Annotated in this window: 17 protein-coding genes; 8 read left to right on the top strand and 9 right to left on the bottom strand. The window is 62.5% G+C overall.

Annotated elements, in window-relative coordinates; genetic code table 11:
• Nucleotides 1-31: 31 nt before the first annotated feature.
• Entirely contained in the window at nucleotides 32-1,408 is a 1,377-nt protein-coding gene (locus BC363_RS08405) for a PepSY domain-containing protein (protein WP_065782324.1), read from the bottom strand.
• A 161-nt stretch (nucleotides 1,409-1,569) separates the two neighbouring features.
• Complete coding sequence (locus BC363_RS08400; protein WP_065782325.1) at nucleotides 1,570-1,923, bottom strand: hypothetical protein; 354 nt, start codon at nucleotides 1,921-1,923, stop codon at nucleotides 1,570-1,572.
• 222 nt (nucleotides 1,924-2,145) lie between these two features.
• On the opposite strand from BC363_RS08400, the gene BC363_RS08395 reads away from it, so the two are divergent.
• Nucleotides 2,146-2,805 (top strand): glutathione S-transferase family protein, encoded by a 660-nt coding sequence (locus BC363_RS08395; RefSeq protein ID WP_065782326.1) that lies wholly within the window; start codon nucleotides 2,146-2,148, stop codon nucleotides 2,803-2,805.
• A gap of 119 nt (nucleotides 2,806-2,924) precedes the next feature.
• On the opposite strand, the gene BC363_RS08390 is transcribed toward BC363_RS08395, so the two are convergent.
• The gene (locus tag BC363_RS08390; protein WP_065793290.1) at nucleotides 2,925-3,887 is read right to left on the bottom strand and encodes a LysR substrate-binding domain-containing protein; all 963 of its coding nucleotides are present in this window, start codon (nucleotides 3,885-3,887) and stop codon (nucleotides 2,925-2,927) included.
• Between the two features lie 90 nt (nucleotides 3,888-3,977).
• On the opposite strand from BC363_RS08390, the gene BC363_RS08385 reads away from it, so the two are divergent.
• Both BC363_RS08385 and BC363_RS08380 read left to right on the top strand, forming a co-directional pair.
• Entirely contained in the window at nucleotides 3,978-4,187 is a 210-nt protein-coding gene (locus tag BC363_RS08385; RefSeq protein WP_065782328.1) for a hypothetical protein, read from the top strand.
• Nucleotides 4,184-4,570, top strand: coding sequence for an MmcQ/YjbR family DNA-binding protein (locus BC363_RS08380; RefSeq protein ID WP_065782329.1), 387 nt, complete (start codon nucleotides 4,184-4,186; stop codon nucleotides 4,568-4,570). The genes BC363_RS08385 and BC363_RS08380 overlap by 4 nt, the downstream gene beginning before the upstream one ends.
• A gap of 58 nt (nucleotides 4,571-4,628) precedes the next feature.
• Here the strand turns inward: BC363_RS08380 and BC363_RS08375 are convergent, their stop codons facing one another.
• The gene (locus BC363_RS08375; protein ID WP_065782330.1) at nucleotides 4,629-5,207 is read right to left on the bottom strand and encodes a dihydrofolate reductase family protein; all 579 of its coding nucleotides are present in this window, start codon (nucleotides 5,205-5,207) and stop codon (nucleotides 4,629-4,631) included.
• A 252-nt stretch (nucleotides 5,208-5,459) separates the two neighbouring features.
• Here BC363_RS08375 and BC363_RS08370 point away from each other — a divergent pair, with 252 nt between their 5' ends.
• Both BC363_RS08370 and BC363_RS08365 read left to right on the top strand, forming a co-directional pair.
• Entirely contained in the window at nucleotides 5,460-6,386 is a 927-nt protein-coding gene (locus BC363_RS08370) for a bestrophin family protein (protein ID WP_065782332.1), read from the top strand.
• 135 nt (nucleotides 6,387-6,521) lie between these two features.
• Entirely contained in the window at nucleotides 6,522-6,950 is a 429-nt protein-coding gene (locus BC363_RS08365) for a hypothetical protein (RefSeq protein WP_065782334.1), read from the top strand.
• On the opposite strand, the gene BC363_RS08360 is transcribed toward BC363_RS08365, so the two are convergent.
• The gene (locus tag BC363_RS08360) at nucleotides 6,947-7,567 is read right to left on the bottom strand and encodes a glutathione S-transferase N-terminal domain-containing protein (RefSeq protein WP_065782336.1); all 621 of its coding nucleotides are present in this window, start codon (nucleotides 7,565-7,567) and stop codon (nucleotides 6,947-6,949) included. The genes BC363_RS08365 and BC363_RS08360 overlap by 4 nt on opposite strands.
• Before the next feature lie 140 nt (nucleotides 7,568-7,707).
• On the opposite strand from BC363_RS08360, the gene BC363_RS08355 reads away from it, so the two are divergent.
• Nucleotides 7,708-8,439, top strand: coding sequence for a DUF4198 domain-containing protein (locus tag BC363_RS08355; protein WP_065782339.1), 732 nt, complete (start codon nucleotides 7,708-7,710; stop codon nucleotides 8,437-8,439).
• 83 nt (nucleotides 8,440-8,522) lie between these two features.
• Here the strand turns inward: BC363_RS08355 and BC363_RS08350 are convergent, their stop codons facing one another.
• Nucleotides 8,523-8,894 (bottom strand): DUF4406 domain-containing protein, encoded by a 372-nt coding sequence (locus BC363_RS08350; protein ID WP_065782341.1) that lies wholly within the window; start codon nucleotides 8,892-8,894, stop codon nucleotides 8,523-8,525.
• A gap of 93 nt (nucleotides 8,895-8,987) precedes the next feature.
• Here BC363_RS08350 and BC363_RS08345 point away from each other — a divergent pair, with 93 nt between their 5' ends.
• A complete protein-coding gene (locus BC363_RS08345) occupies nucleotides 8,988-9,740 on the top strand; it encodes a DeoR/GlpR family DNA-binding transcription regulator (RefSeq protein WP_065782343.1) in 753 nt (250 codons plus the stop codon).
• Nucleotides 9,741-9,815: 75 nt separating this feature from the next.
• On the opposite strand, the gene BC363_RS08340 is transcribed toward BC363_RS08345, so the two are convergent.
• Nucleotides 9,816-10,823, bottom strand: coding sequence for an asparaginase (locus BC363_RS08340; RefSeq protein WP_065782345.1), 1,008 nt, complete (start codon nucleotides 10,821-10,823; stop codon nucleotides 9,816-9,818).
• Between the two features lie 72 nt (nucleotides 10,824-10,895).
• On the opposite strand from BC363_RS08340, the gene BC363_RS08335 reads away from it, so the two are divergent.
• Nucleotides 10,896-11,633 carry a DUF3750 domain-containing protein gene (locus tag BC363_RS08335; RefSeq protein WP_065782347.1) on the top strand — a complete coding sequence of 246 codons (738 nt, stop codon included), beginning with the start codon at nucleotides 10,896-10,898 and terminating at the stop codon, nucleotides 11,631-11,633.
• 369 nt (nucleotides 11,634-12,002) lie between these two features.
• Here BC363_RS08335 and BC363_RS08330 read toward each other — a convergent pair whose 3' ends face one another.
• Together BC363_RS08330 and BC363_RS08325 are read right to left on the bottom strand one after the other, a co-directional pair.
• Complete coding sequence (locus tag BC363_RS08330) at nucleotides 12,003-13,013, bottom strand: NAD(P)H-quinone oxidoreductase (RefSeq protein ID WP_065782349.1); 1,011 nt, start codon at nucleotides 13,011-13,013, stop codon at nucleotides 12,003-12,005.
• Between the two features lie 115 nt (nucleotides 13,014-13,128).
• The gene (locus BC363_RS08325; protein WP_065782432.1) at nucleotides 13,129-14,925 is read right to left on the bottom strand and encodes a GGDEF domain-containing protein; all 1,797 of its coding nucleotides are present in this window, start codon (nucleotides 14,923-14,925) and stop codon (nucleotides 13,129-13,131) included.
• Nucleotides 14,926-15,114 lie beyond the last annotated feature (189 nt).

The following is a 15,114-nucleotide window of genomic DNA, read 5'->3' as shown; positions in this document are numbered from 1 at the left end:
GATGGGGCAGCGCGAGCCGCCCCATGCCAAATCAGGACAGAACCCTGCGCAATGGCGGAACCAGCATCAGTGCCTGGTCCGCGACGATCATCACGACGATCGCGATACCGGTCAGCGGAAAGGCCAGCCCGAACAGCAACGCCATCAGCCACAACCCCGCATAGATGCTGCGGCGCGGCGGCATCGGCGGCACGCCGACGCGTCCGGCCGGACGCCGCTTCCACCACATCACGACCGCCGAAACCGACACGAGTATGATCGCCGCGCAGGTCGCGAGCATCAGGAGCTGGTTGAGCAGCCCCCATTCCTGTCCTTTATGAACGTTGATGCTCCATTCGATCGCCTTGCCGAGCGGCGGGTACTGGCCAAAGGCGATGTCGACCAGCGGCTCGCCGGAATATTGATCGACGTGCATCGTGCGTTCGCGTGAAAGGTCGGCCGGAAAGATCGCCGCGGTGTAGACGCCGGTCGTATCACCGGGCAGTGCCAGCTCATAGCCCGGCAACATGCCGGCCCTGTCGGCAATCGCGACGGCCCTGTCGACCCCTATGGACGGAACCGATCCGCCACCCCTGGACGATGTCGGAACCGGCGCGTTCTCCACCAGCCAGCCGGCCTTCGTGAGCACGTCGGTCGACACCTGTGTCGAGGTCGGCACATCGTCCCAGAGTTCGGCCGGGTAGCCCATGCCGGCAGCCGTCAGCTTGCCATTGACGGTCGAACCCCAATAGCCGGACCAAAGCAGGCCGGAAAAGGCGAGAAAGACGATGAGCAGCGCCGAGGCGATGCCTGTAACCGCATGCAGGTCGCGCCAGAACACCCGCCGCGCCGGCGTACCCCGAACCGTGATGACGCCACCGGTCTGCTGTCGCGGCCACCAGAGATAAATGCCGGTGAAGACGAGCAGGATCGCAAGCCCCGCGACGATCTCAATGATCGTTTCGACACGCTTGCCGAAATAGTCGAGGCTGTGCAGGTCCTCGACCACCTGGTTGAACTCCTCATTGGGAGCGACCATGTCGAGAATGTCGGCGGTATAGGGGTCGACGTAGACCATCAGGCGCCCTGCGCCTACGCCCACCGTCACGCGTGCCGATCGATCGGCGCCGGCCGGCGTGCGATAGGCGACTGCCGCGCTGCCCGGCACCGCCTCGACGGCATTGGCAACGATTGCAGAGGGCTGCAGCCGCGCTTCCCCGACTGGAACGATATTGCGGTAGGCAAAGAGCGTGTCGTCGATCTCGTCGTTGAAGAGATAAAGCCCACCGGTCACGGCCAGGCTGATCATGAATGGAATGACCAGAAGCCCGGCGAAGAAGTGCCAGCGCCATATGGCGCGGTAAAGCGAAATGCCGCGCGCGGCGACATCAGGCAGTCGCGCCGCGCCGGAAAGAGATGCAGTCGTCATGGGTGTCCCCCGCGGGAAAAGCCCGGCGATGATCAGCCGGCGGCTTACCCTTGCTTGAAGTCTGGATGTCGTGGTTGTGCCGGGTCTCGGAGTGAACGTGCCGGCCGAGACGCTCTCGTCGGCGGTGTCCCCCGCTCTGGCATTCAACCCTTAGAGGCAGATCAGGCGGCAAGCCGCGGAGGCGCGCGGGGTCCGGAGCCGGTCAAAAGGACCGGGCGGGCAAGCAGGAGCTCCGCTGCGGGCGACGAGAGCGCCAGGAAAGCGGGCGAAGTCTTGGTGTGAACCGCCTGTGGCGCAGGCAGCACTACCGGCCCTGCAAGGCAGCAGGACTGGCATCCATGCGCTTTCGTGCCGCCCTTGCCATCCGGATCGTCATGACCGGTCAGGCAGAGGTCGGGAAGCGAGCCGTCGGGCAGGACATAGGCTGCCATCTCCGGCGAGGCCCGCATCGCGGCGCCGGCAGGCAGTTGCACCAGGGCGAAAACGGCAAATGCCAGCGCGCAAAAAATGCGCACTGCCAGGTCCAGCCTGCTCCGTTCTCGCCGCCGTCGCGCCAATCAAGCCCCCAAATCGATGCTGGGATTGCTAGAGTGCGAAGGCTTGAAAGACAAGCGGCCTTGCCGTCGCAGCGATCGTTTCATCAAAAGATTTCATGCGGGGTATCAACGCGCGCCACTTCTTGTACGCCCCGTGATTGCCTATGACGAGGACACGCAAATCGCAGGAGGAAGCCGGACATGCTGACGATCTATGGCGTCTATCGCTCGCGCGCATCGCGCAATTACTGGATGGCGGGAGAACTCGGCATTCCCTTCAAGTCCGTTCCGGTCATGCAGGCATACCGGCTGGCCGATCCGCTGGCAGACGACGCGCCTGTTAACACCAGGACGCCAAGTTTCCTTGCCGTCAACCCGATGGGCTTGATCCCGGCGATCGAGGACGATGGTCTCGTTCTGACGGAATCGCTTGCCAACAATCTCTACCTCGCCCGCAAATATGGCGGCCCGCTTGCACCAGCCGACGTCCGCGAAGAGGGCATGATGGGCAATTGGACGATGTGGGCCGCCACGGAAGTCGAGCCGCACGCCGTGCGCATCATTCTCACCTGTGACGCCGGCACCGAAAACACCGATGAGGGCAAAGCCAAGATCGCGGCCGCCGTCGCGGCATTGGGCAAGGCCTTTGCCCATCTCGAAAAGCATCTCGCCAGCCGTGACCACATCGTCGGAGATCGTTTCACCGTTGCCGATCTCAACCTGGCGGAAGTTTTCCGCTATGCCATGAGCCAGGCGGAACTGTTCGACCGGCATCAGAAGGTCAAGACGTGGCTTGCACGCTGCCAGTCGCGTCCGGCTTTCAAGGCGATGATGGAGGTGCGGTCGAAGGAAGCCGAATAGGTTTTTGCCATCGAACGCAGGACCGTCGAGGCGACACTACTGCATAATTCCTTAAATCGGATCCGATTTAAGGACAAAATTATGCAGCAAGTTTAATGCGTTACAGCGTCCTTTGCGCGTCATATTTGACGCGCGGCGCTGTAGTCGCTCGCGAGCGATGGCTTGAAACGGGTGCGTGGCGCTTTGAGGTCGAGCAGCCGCATACCCTCTTCGACCTCGTCGCGAACCCAACGTTTGAAGGCTGTCGTGGCTTTGCTCTCCCGCCTTGCGGGCGAGCTGACGAAGTAGTGGCCGTAGCCCGTCTTGGCGCGTATGCCGAAGGGAACGACGAGACTGCCCTCGGTCACGGCAAAACCGGCAAGCGTCTGCCAGGCGAGCATCACGCCCTGGCCGGCAATCGCGGCATCGAGCACGAGCGAGGCCTCGTTGAAGGTATGGCGCACGCCCAATTCGGCGCCGGAAAGCCCGACCTCGCGCAGCCAGACCTCCCAGGTGAACATGGAATGGCCGTCGATCACCGCCGGCATCTTTAGAATATCTGCAGGCTCACGCAGGTTTTCAGCCATCGCCGGCGAGCAGACGGGGAAAACCTCCTGCTCCAGCAACAGTTCCGATTTAACGCCCGGCCAACGCCCCTCGCCAACGCGAATGCCGACGTCGACATCCGAAGTATCGAGATTGACGAGCCGGGTGGTCGCGTCGATGCGCAGCCTGATGTCCGGATGGCGCTCGGCGAAACGGTTGAGCCTATAGACCAGCCAGCGGGCGGCAAAGACCGGGGCGACGGAGATCGTCAGCACCGATTCATCTCGCCGGCGCGCGGAGGCAACCGCCTCGGCCAGCTCGCCAAACGCATTGCTCAGCCGCGCCAGGAACAGCCGGCCGAAATCCGTGGCCACCAATCCGCGCGATGTGCGCTCGAACAGGATGCGGCCGAGCTGCGCCTCGGCCTTCGCGATCTGCTGGCTGACCGCGCCAGGTGTCACCCCCAGCTCGCCGGAAGCCGCCGCCAGCGAGCCAAGGCGACCGACCGCCTCAACCGCCCGCAAGCCGTTCAGGTGAATGGCGTTCAAATCTCTCATATAGTTTTTCTAAACCTGCCGTGCGGCAATCTCAATTGAAATTGTGACCAAACAGGCAGATGCTCTCAAGCATCGAAAGGATGGTCCGCCATGCTGAAGATTTTCTCTTTGCTGAAGCCGACACGATCTCTGACAGACGCCCGGCAGGACGCCTCGCTCTCCTGGGCGCGCGACCCGCTGCAGCATCCCGATCTCGAACGGATGGACGGGCGCGAACTCGGCGACCTGCCTTTCCCGGGCTGGCCGTGGCCGAAGGCGGCCGAGTGCGGCTGCGATTGCTTGCCGGCAGGTGGGCGATGAACCACCCGCCGGCCGCACATCACGATCGCTCCAGCGAAGACCTCGACGGCCGTTTTGCCCGCGTCGTGAAGCTGACTGAGGCCGCCGGCCTGCCGGAGGTTTCGCTCGGCACTTCCTATGGTACGCCGGCGCTGCTGGTGAAGGGCAAGAGCTTCGCGCGCATGAAGGATGCCGAAACCCTGGTGGTGATGTGTGCGCTTGAAGAAAAGGAAATGCTGCTGGAACTCGACCCACCACTCTTCTTCGAAACCGATCACTACAAGGGATGGCCGGCGATGCTGGTGCGTCTTGGCGCGATCGACGACGCCAGCCTGACCCAAAGGCTGATCGCCGCCTGGCGCGAGAAGGCGCCGAGGAAGCTGTCGGCCGGCTTTTCGGCGTAAGGACGCTCGCGATCGGCAACACCGACCTGTGCTGCTCGAACCACGGCGGGCAGTTCAATCAATTGCCGACGCTGTACACGAGACTGACAGTGCCGTCCGGGCGCGACCTCGCTTCGTTGAGTTGGAGACGATGCCGCTGCGCGATCGTTGCAAACAGCGCCTTGCCCTCCCCCACCACCAGGGGGTGGATTGTCAGGCGCAGTTCATCGATGAAACCCCGGTCGAGCAGGCCGGAAACCGTCTGCGCGCCACCGACGATATAGATCGTCTTGCCCGGTCGCTGCCGCAAAGCGTCGACTCCCGCGGCGTCGCGCAGCACCGTCGTATTTGCCCAGCGTACGCCGTCGAGCTTCTTGGACAGCAGATAATGCGGCGTGTTCAGGGCAAAGTCGGCGTATTCGATTTCCTCCGCAGTCGGCAGTTTGCCGCTCAATTCGAGCGGGCTATGCGGGTCGGCCTTGATCGCGCTCCAATATTGCTCGTAGCCCGAATACATGCCGCTTCCGAGCACGCAGGCATCTATTTCGGGCAACAGGTCGAACGTATCCGACCAGGAATCCACCCAGTCGGCATATCCATCGGGACCATCGATCTTGCCATCGATGGACATTTGCATGCCAGCAACAACCTTGCGCATTTCCGTCTCCTCTTCGATCCTCTCATCAAGGACGAGCGGGCCGCCCGCGTGCCGACAGGCTGTCTGAAATATTGTCGGGGGCCGGTGCAACCGCGCCGATCGCGATAACAACGGGCGGCGGGCAGACCACCGACTCCCATTGCCGGTTGTACCGTGGGGGCGGATCAGAACGCTGATCGACATCGCGCGCTCTTCCAATTTTCGCGCCGCGCCTATACCGATGCTAAATCCTTACCGCACAGGTAGCCGTCGATGATCGTTCGTGACCGCCCCAGCCTTCTCAAGCTCTTCTTCATCCTGCGCGGCTCGGTCATCCAGCGGATCTTTCCACAAGTGCTGTTCGTCTTCGCCCTGTCCGGAGGCGTCGTCTGGGCCCACCAGGCCTTTCCCGCGATGGTGCCGAGCGTCAACAGCGGGCCGTTTGCCCTGCTGGGCATCGCCCTTTCCGTGTTTCTCGGCTTTCGCAACAACGCCTGCTACGACCGCTGGTGGGAGGCCCGCAAGGATTGGGGACAGCTGATTTTCGTCTCCCGCGATTTTGCCCGCCAGACGTTGATCCTCGGCGCGAGCGGTGCGGAGGGCATGGACAGCGCGCGCGCACGCCTGCTCAATCTGGTGATCACCTTTGCACAGACCCTGGTCTGCCACCTGCGGCCGGGCAGTCAGCAAGACAAGGCGTTGCGGAGATTGCCGGTAGATCTTCTGCCGGCCTACAAGGCCAGCCGCAATGCCCCCGACCTGCTGCTGCGCGAAATCGGCGCCACGCTTGCCAGCCTGCGTGCCGCCGACAGGATCAGCGATATTCAGTACATGATGCTGGACGGCACGGTCGGGCGCATGTCGGCCGTGCTGGCCGCCTGCGAGCGTATCCGCAACACGCCGGTTCCCTTCGGCTATACGCTGCTTCTGCACCGCACCGCCTATCTCTTCTGCTTCCTCCTGCCCTTCGGCTTTGCCGACGCACTCGGGTGGGCGACGCCGTTCGTAACCGCGCTCGTCGCCTACACCTTCTTCGGCCTCGACGCGCTTGGCGACGAACTGGAGGAGCCGTTCGGTACCCTGCCGAACGACCTGCCGATCGTGGCACTTGCCGATACGATCGAGATCAACCTGCGCGAGGCGCTGGGGGAGACGGACCTGCCTCAGTTGCCGCAACCGCAGAACTACATACTGATGTAGCCGCGCGACTTCGGCGAACCGGCGGGCCAGACCGCGCGGCGGACGACGCACGCCAAGATAGCCGCGATCAAATCTTGCAGCTTTCAGCTTTATTTCCTATCTGCCATGCAGGGTGTTTGGGAATGAAGGTTTCAAATGCGGTTCAGCAAGGCTTTGAACGGGCTCATCGTTAGCCTTGGCCTCGTCGTTGTTCTCATGCTGGTGATGAATTTCAGCGTGGCCGAGTTCGGCCGTGCCTCCAGCGCTGACGGACTTACCGCCGAGGCGTGGGAGGAAAGAAAACTTGCACTTCGGGAAGGGTCGCGTGCCAGATCACGCGCCGCGACTGGATGCAGGCTCGGCATGGAAAAGCGTATTGCCGAAGGCCGGATCGCCAACGTCGACCTGGCGAAGCTGGCGTCCAGATTGGACGTGCGGCTGGGAGAGATTCCGGCCGCCTATTGCTCGCTGTTCGTCCATGCCATCGTTTCCGATCAGATCAGCTATCAGGAGTTCGTCGCCTGGGCGGACGAGCCGCCGATCGACCTGCCGGACAGGCTTGCTGGACGCTCGCCCCGAACCTAGGCCTCCAGAACCGCCAGAACCCGGGCGACCGCCGGCCGCTGCGCCATGCGGTTGCGGTGGTCCAGAATTCTGGGAAAGCGTGTCGGGTCGACGCCATCGGGCTCGAGCCAGCCAGCGATGGTGAAGAGGTAGGGGTCGGCGATCGAATAGGTATCGCCCGTGACGAAAGGACCGGCGAGCATCCTGGTTTCGATCAGCTCGAAGCAATCCGCCATGTTCGAAGCAACCTTGGCTCTCATTGCCTCGTGTGCGGCCGGGTCGTCAGCCCAACGCGAACCGCGCCGGCCGTGGGCGTGGGCGACATGCACGGTCGAGCAGAGGTAGCTCAGAAATGACTGGATCCGTGCAAACTCGAAGGCATCGTCGAGCGGTGCCAACTTGGCCTGCGGAACGCTTTGGGCGATGTAGGTGAGGATCGCCGGCGTCTCCGTAATGGTGCCGCGATCGGTAACGAGTGCCGGGACACGTCCCTTCGGGTTGACCGCGAGATAGTCAGGTTTGGTCTGTTCCGCCTTGGAAAAATCGACCCGTACAGCCGTGTAATCGACGCCTGCCTCCTCCAGCGCGATGTGCGAGGCCAGCGAGCAGGTTCCCGGGGTGTAGAACAATTTCAGCACGTTACTCTCCTTGCCATTCAAGGGCGGCGCTGGCGCCGCCTTTCGGGCCGCAGAAGAAATGAAGTCTCTACGATTGACAAGCCAAATCCATATTCAATACAACGTGAACGTTACGTTATAACATATTTTCGGAGTCACTCATGAAAACCTTCATTTCCTCCCTGCTTGCCGCCAGTCTGCTCGCCACCGCAGCCACGCCCGCATTTGCGCATGGCGCCTGGATCGGCGAGCGCTGGGGCGACCTTGCGGTGATCTACGGCCATGGCCCCGCCGATGAAGCCTATGATCCGGCAAAGGTGAAGTCCGTCTCGGCGCTCGGCGAGGACGGCAAGGCACTGCCTGTCACGATCGAACCGGCCGGCACCCATGCGCTGCTGAAGCTTGATGGTGAGCCTGCGCTGCTCGCGCTCGAATTCGACAATGGCTATTGGAGCGAGGGTGCCGACGGCAAATGGGTGAACAAGCCTAAGAGCGAAGTGCCCGGCGCCAAGCAGGCGAGCCACTCGGTGAAATACAGCATCGCGCTTGTCCACGTGCATGGCGACATGCCGGCCTTTCCCGCCCAGCCGCTGCAGATCGTGCCACTCGACAATCCGATCGGGCTGAAGCCCGGCGAGAAGTTTCGCGTCCGCTTGTTGCTTGATGGAAAGCCGCTCGAAGGCAAGGAAATCACCGTCGACTACACCGGACTGCCGGAACTCATTTCCGAAAAAACGGACGCGAAGGGCGAAGCCGAAGTGACTCTGCGCAATGCCGGCGTCAACATTCTTGCCGTCAGCCACGCAATTCCGCTCGAGAACGATACCGCCGCCGACAGGAAGGGCCTGACGGCAACGCTGACCTTCGTCGCCGAGCCGCACGTGCACGAATAGATCGTCGCCTTCTCGGGCGGCGCGACAGGCTTAACGCGTACGAGGCAGCCCCGGCGGACCATACCCGCCGGGGCTGCTTTGGCTCAGGCGACCCGCGCCTGGCCGCAGCCGGGCACATCTTCGAGGTTGTAATAGACCGGCATGCCGCGCTCCCGGGCGATGCGCACATCGTTGTCCGCTCCCTTGCTGTCGCCCGGCAGCCGCAGCACGGCGTCGCAAAGCGCCAGCAAGCGGCCGGCGACGGGATGGAAGATCTCCTCGTAGAGCTCGTCGCCGATCTTGGCGCCGCCGGCCGCATGCCAGACCGGTAGCGCCACCCACTCCCCAATCATCGGCACATGACCTGCCCTGAACAGGGCATAGGACGGCTCTTCCAACCGCTTCAGATTTGCTGCCATCTTGGCTGGATCGTCGCCAGTACCCGAGCGATAGGGACCCGCAATCAGGATCAGCATGATTCTCTCCTTATTATTGCACGATATATCCAGATTATGCTGGAGTAATCACGATATTTCGTGCAATATCTTGAAGAGTCAAGGAGCAAAATTATGCTGACCACACAGAGACGGGCGTTGATCTCGGCACGGCTAAGCCGCGATGGCGAGATCATCGCCAAGCGTCTGGCGGGTGAATTGGAGCTTTCCGAAGACACGATCCGCCGAGATCTCAGGGAAATGGCGGCCGAGGGTCTACTGCAGCGGGTGCATGGCGGTGCGCTGCCGCTCGTGCCTCCTCTACCGGATTTTGCCGCACGGCAGGAGATTGCCGGTGACGTCAAGCGCAGGCTCGGACGCAAGGCGGCCGGGCTTGTCATTCCCGGGCAGACGATCTTTCTCGACGGCGGCACAAGCAACGCCGAAATCGCCAGAGCGCTTCCGCGCGAAATGCGGCTAACGATCGTGACCCACAGCCCGACCATTGCGGCGGAACTCGAAAGGCATGAGGCGGATGTGATCCTGATCGGCGGTCGACTTTACAAGCACTCGATGGTGGCAACGGGCTCCGCTGCAGTGGCGGCCATTGCAGGCATCCGCGTCGACATCTTCTTCCTCGGCGTCACCGCAATCCATCCGGTTCACGGATTTTCGACCGGCGACTATGAGGAGGCTGCCGTCAAGCGGGCGATCCTCGGCCAGGCGGCGGACACTTTCGTCGTCGCCACGGCCGAAAAGTTCGGTGCCACCTCGCCGCATCACATCGCCGACGCAGACGACATTGCCGGCCTCATCGTGCCCGAGGATATGAACGATGATGCTCTCGGCCCCTATCGCGATAAGGGCATGACGCTCCTCTCCGCCTGAGGAAGCGGAACCGATCGATGCAAGCGTCTTCAAAAGCGCGGGCCGGATTCCGGGCCGCGCGTTCTTCCGATGATATCAGGCGGTGAAGGCTTCCGTCACCCTGATGTCGCCGACCGGGATGCCGTTCCAGTTCTTCATCGTGTGGTTCGCCTGTGCCATCAGGGCCGCGTGCACATCAGGCTCGTCCCGGAAGAAGCGGGCAAGTGTGGCGGTGACCATCGCCTCGGCGGCACGGGTGGCGCCATCTTCGCACTTGACGGCAATGGCGATGCCCTTTTCCGGGATCGCCGCGCAGAACACGCCTTCGGCGCCGGTCTTGGCAAAGATCCGGCCAGGTGCCGTTTCCATCAGCCGGGTGCAGCCGCGCTTCGTGCCGGCGACGTAAAAGGGCTCGGCCATGCAGGCCTCGACCAGCCGCTTCGACGCCCGGGCGCGCTCCGGCGCGAGACCGACGCCGGTCGCCATTTTGGCAAAGCCATGTGCCAAGCCCTTGAGCGGCACCGCATAGGTCGGGATCGAGCAGCCATCGACGCCGCAATTGTCGCGGCCGAGGATCGCGCCGGTGAGGCTCTCCATGGCACCGCGGATTTCCTGCTGCAGCGGGTGGTCATAGCCGACATAGCCCTTCACCTCGGTGCCGGAATGGCAGCAGGCGCAAATGAAGCCGGAATGCTTGCCGGAACAATTGTTGTGAAGCGCGCTCGGCGCCTCCATCGACCGGGCCTGAGCGATCAGCGTCTTCTGGTCGGACGACCAGTGGGCGCCGCATTCGAGCGCCGAAACGTCGCGGCCGGCAGCAGCCAGCATCTTTGTGGCAAGCGCGACATGCTCCGGCTCGCCCGAATGGGAGGAGCAGGCGAGCGCCAGTTCCTTGTTGCCGAAGCCGTAAGCATCGGCCGCGCCGCTTTCCATCAGCGGCAGCGCCTGCATCGCCTTGCAGGCCGATCGCGGGAACACACCGCTGTCGGTATCGCCCAACGAAAAGATCGTCCGGCCTTCGCCGTCGACGGCAACAACCATGCCGCGGTGACGGCTTTCGACCAGATTGCCGCGCGTGACTTCGACGAGAACGGGATTCGACATGCCTTGCCCTCAAATTTCCTAGATTGGTGCATGCATTTAGCAGGAATCGGACAACAGGAAACCGGCACTTTCATGAAATTCATCCGCAGGCTCGTTGCCGCCTTTCTGGTCATCTACCTCTTGCCGGCTCTGGCCTCTGCCGGATGGTGGTACGTGAAGGAGCGCCCCGAGAGCTGGCGCGATGCCGATTGGTCATCGGCGGGCATCCTGCCAAAGCCGGCGCAAAGCCCGGATGCGGCCGTCTACATCTTTTCCGCCACGACGGGCGGCATGAAAGGTGCCGTCGCGAGCCACGCCTGGATCGTCACCAAGGAAAAGGGCGCCCAGGCCTATAATCGCTACGACAAGGTCGGCTGGGGCAAGCCGATCCGCAGGAACGCCTATCAGGCGGACGCCCGCTGGTATTCGAACGAGCCGCGGCTGGTCGCGACCGTCAGCGGTGCTGAGGCAAGCAGACTGATCCCGAAGATCGAAGCGGCGATCGCTGCCTATCCCTATTCCGCGGCCGGCGGCTACCGGATCTGGCCGGGGCCGAACTCCAATACTTTCGTTGCCCACGTGCTGCGCTCGGTGCCGGAACTCGATGCGGTGTTGCCGCCGGATGCGGTCGGGCGTGACTATCTGCCGGAGGGAAAACTGTTTCAGGTCGACGCTGATGGGCGCGACCTGCATGCGACGCTCTATGGCCTGGCGGGCATTTCCGCAGGGGTGCGCAGCGGCCTGGAGCTGCATTTCTTCGGCCTCGTCGCCGGTTTCGATATCGCCAATCCGGGCATCAAGATTCCGGCGATCGGGCGTTTCGGTATTTGACGTGAGCCAGTCATCATGGAGCGACAGCGAACGCTAATGCATAATTTAAAGCGTTACAGCGACCTTGGCGCGTCTTAAAAGACGCGCGGCGCTGTAGAAAATCAGGCGGGGTAAAAATCGAAAAGGGCCGCACGAGGCGACCCTTCCCATGAGTTCTAGCCAAGTGGCCGGCCCGGGCTTGGGACCCGAAGGAAGGCGGGGATCAGGCCGAAGGTTGCCTCGACGTGTTCACCTCTCCCATGCCTGTCACGACGACCGAAATCTCATTAGACATTGGATCACCTTCCTTCCTGTTCGTTACCGATCGTTCGAAGGTAGGTGTTTTTCCTGATATTGCAAGGCCGACGAAGGTCGTAGCTCACGCCATCTTCACGATGAATTTCGCGTGGTCACGACGATCTTGCCGATGTGGTCGCCCTCTTCCATCATCCGATGTCCGTCTGCCACCCGCTCGAACGGCAGCACCGCGTGGATGACCGGAGCCACTTTTCCCGCCTCGAGCAAGGGCCAGGCAGTTGCCAGCAGCCCGTCACGGATGGCCTGCTTCTCCGCCGCGGTGCGCGGGCGGAGTGCCGAACCCATGACATGCAGGCGCTTCGACAGGATCGGGGCGATGTTGGCTGCCTCGACCCTGGTACCGCCGAGAAAGGCGATGATCGAGAGCCGGCCATCCTTGGCAAGCGAACCGATATTGCGGTCGAAGTAGCGGCCGCCAACCATGTCGAGGATGACGTCAACGCCACGGCCGCCGGTTTCCTCAAGCACGACCGACTTGAAGTCCTCGTCGCGATAGTTGATCGCCCGTTTCGCGCCGAGCGCCTCGCAGGCCCGGCACTTCTCAGTGCTGCCGGCGGTAACGAATACCTCTGCGCCCAGCGCTTTTGCCAGCTGGATTGCCGTCGTGCCGATGCCGCTCGATCCGCCGTGGATGAGGATCGTCTCCCCGGTCTTCAGCCCCGCCATGTCGAAGACATTGGCCCAGACGGTAAAAAACGTCTCCGGCAGCGCTGCCGCTTTCACCGCGTCATAACCTTTCGGCCAGCCAAGCGCCTGCGTCGCCGGCACTGCCGCATATTCGGCGTAACCACCGCCGTTGGCGAGCGCGCAGACCTTGTCGCCGATCGAAAAACCTTGCGCCCCTTCGCCGAGCGCCACCACTTCGCCGGCAACCTCCAGCCCGAGAATGGGGCTGGCACCGGGCGGCGGCGGGTAGTCCCCCTTGCGCTGGAGCACATCGGGCCGATTGATGCCTGCCGCTTCGACGCGCACCAGAATGTCGCCCGGCTTGAGCGTCGGCAACGGCCCCTTCGACAGCACCATATTTTCCGCACCGCCCGGGGACGGAAGATCGATGAAGGTCATTTCAACGGGAAGGGACATGGCTTTACCTCAAGGACTCTCAAGCGCCATACCTAGCGCCGTACCCGTTCCTCGAAAAGACCATTCTAGAGCCTGGCTGCGTCGCGCCGCCCGTCAGCGACTGGGCGCCGGGCGGTCAGACGCCCAGTGCCTCCAGAACAAGGCCGCTGGCGCTGGTCTTGGCACGAGACTTGATCTCGGCGATGCGGGCGCTGACGGCCTGGGTATCGGAGAAGACGAAGCCTTCCGGCAACCCGAGAACGGCGATCGAGCAGCGCATCAGCGGAAAATCCTTGGCCGTGCCATCGCGGCCATGACCGCTGATGCGCCCCTCTGCCTGATGCTCCGGCAGATAGAGCTGGCGGACATCGGAGGCGAAATCGTCAAGCAGACGGTGAAGAACGATCTGCAGCTCATCGACGGTGCAGCCGCTGATGCCGACAAAAAAATCGTCGCCGCCGACATGACCGAGGAACTTCTCTTCGCCGATGAAATGCCGCCGCAGCAATGCCGCGAAAAGCGAGATCGCCAGATCGCCTTTCTGGAAACCGTAGGTATCGTTGAACGGCTTGAAATTGTCGAAGTCGCAGTAGCAGAAATAACGCGGCTGGTCGCCGTCGAGGATGGCGTCCTGAACGTAGTCCCGGATGGCGCGATTGCCGGGCAGCCCGGTCAACGGGTTCTGCTCCTGCGCCGTCTTCAGCTGCTTCTCGTTGATGATCTTTAGGAGGGAGGATGCCGACAGGATGCCGGCGTAACGCATATTCTCGGTCAGGATCACGCAGTCGCTGCCGTCCATGCCGGCAAAGATCTTCAACATCTCGTCGGCCGGCGTATCGAGATCGGCGATCGGTGCCGGGCTTGCGAAATGCGAGATGCGGCGCTGGTAGAGCCGGTTCTTGAGCAGATCGCGGCCGAAGGGATGATAGATCATCTCCTTGAGGTGGTATTCGTGCAGAATGCCGCGCGGCTCACCATTGGCGTTGAGCACCGGAAAGAAGGCCTGGCGTGGGTTGAGCCGGAAGAGATCGAACACGGATTCGAGCTCGTCGCTTTCGCGCACCGCCGGCAACTGTTCGATCTGCTTGCGGATAAGAATGCTGTCGAGCGTCGCTGAAGACCAGTGACCGCCGCTATTCACGGCCAGGTGCGGATAGGCCGGCTGCAACTCGCTCAGATGCGTCGTCGGCCGGGCGATGAAATAGCCCTGCACGAGGTCACAGCCGAGATCGCGACAGGTCTGGAACTCCGCCTCGGTCTCGACGCCTTCGGCGATGACCCGGGTGCCGAGCACATGGGCGGTGTTGACGGTATGGCGAACGAGGTGGCGCTTGCGCGCATCGGCGTCGATGCCGGAAATGAAGTGCCGGTCGATCTTCACATAATCGACGGGCTGATCGCAGAGCAGCTTGAGGCCGTTGAAGCCGGCGCCGAAATCATCGATGGCCAGCTTGAAGCCGGCCAGCCGGAGTTCGCGGACGAGCGCAGAGAAATCCGGCATCTTGCCGCTGTCGAAGCGCTCGGACAGCTCGAAACACAGCGAGGACGGCGCGATGTTGGCGCGTTTCAGGTGGTTGACGAGGCGCTCGACGATCGTGTTTTCGCCGCCGACGAGGCGGGAATCGAAATTCAGGAACAGCGTGCGGGTGGAGAACTCCGGCAACGTCGCGAATGCGGCGACGGCGCGGCTGTTGACCATATGCTCGAGCGCCAGAAGCTGGCCGGCCTCCTCGGCCTTGTCGAGCAATTCCAGCGGTGAGGCAAAGCCCAGCTTTTGAAAGCCGCGCATCAGCGACTCGTAGCCGAAGACGGCACCGGTTGCCGCTTCGACGATCGGCTGGAAGGCGCTTTCGATCACAAGCTTTGCAAGCGTTACGATCTGGTCGTCGCCGAACCGGCGAAGCGAGAGAATTTCGGCGGGGGCGGCGGACATGCCGGGCTCCAGAAACTTGAGAACGGACGATCGGACGGCCACAGGATGGCGGCCAAGAGTCAACGAAGTCTTTCCCCTGTATGAAGCTTTGATGAAAGCTATGTGACAGCTCCGCCCGCGCTGATCACTGTCGAACTTTCTAATAAAATCAGCAGTTTCATCTAATTTTTCGAAACTGCGGATAACGTG

This window comes from Ensifer sp. LC384 (assembly GCF_001695865.1).
In the GTDB taxonomy this organism is placed as follows: domain Bacteria; phylum Pseudomonadota; class Alphaproteobacteria; order Rhizobiales; family Rhizobiaceae; genus Ensifer.
This window is presented reverse-complemented; position numbering and strand designations above follow the sequence as displayed.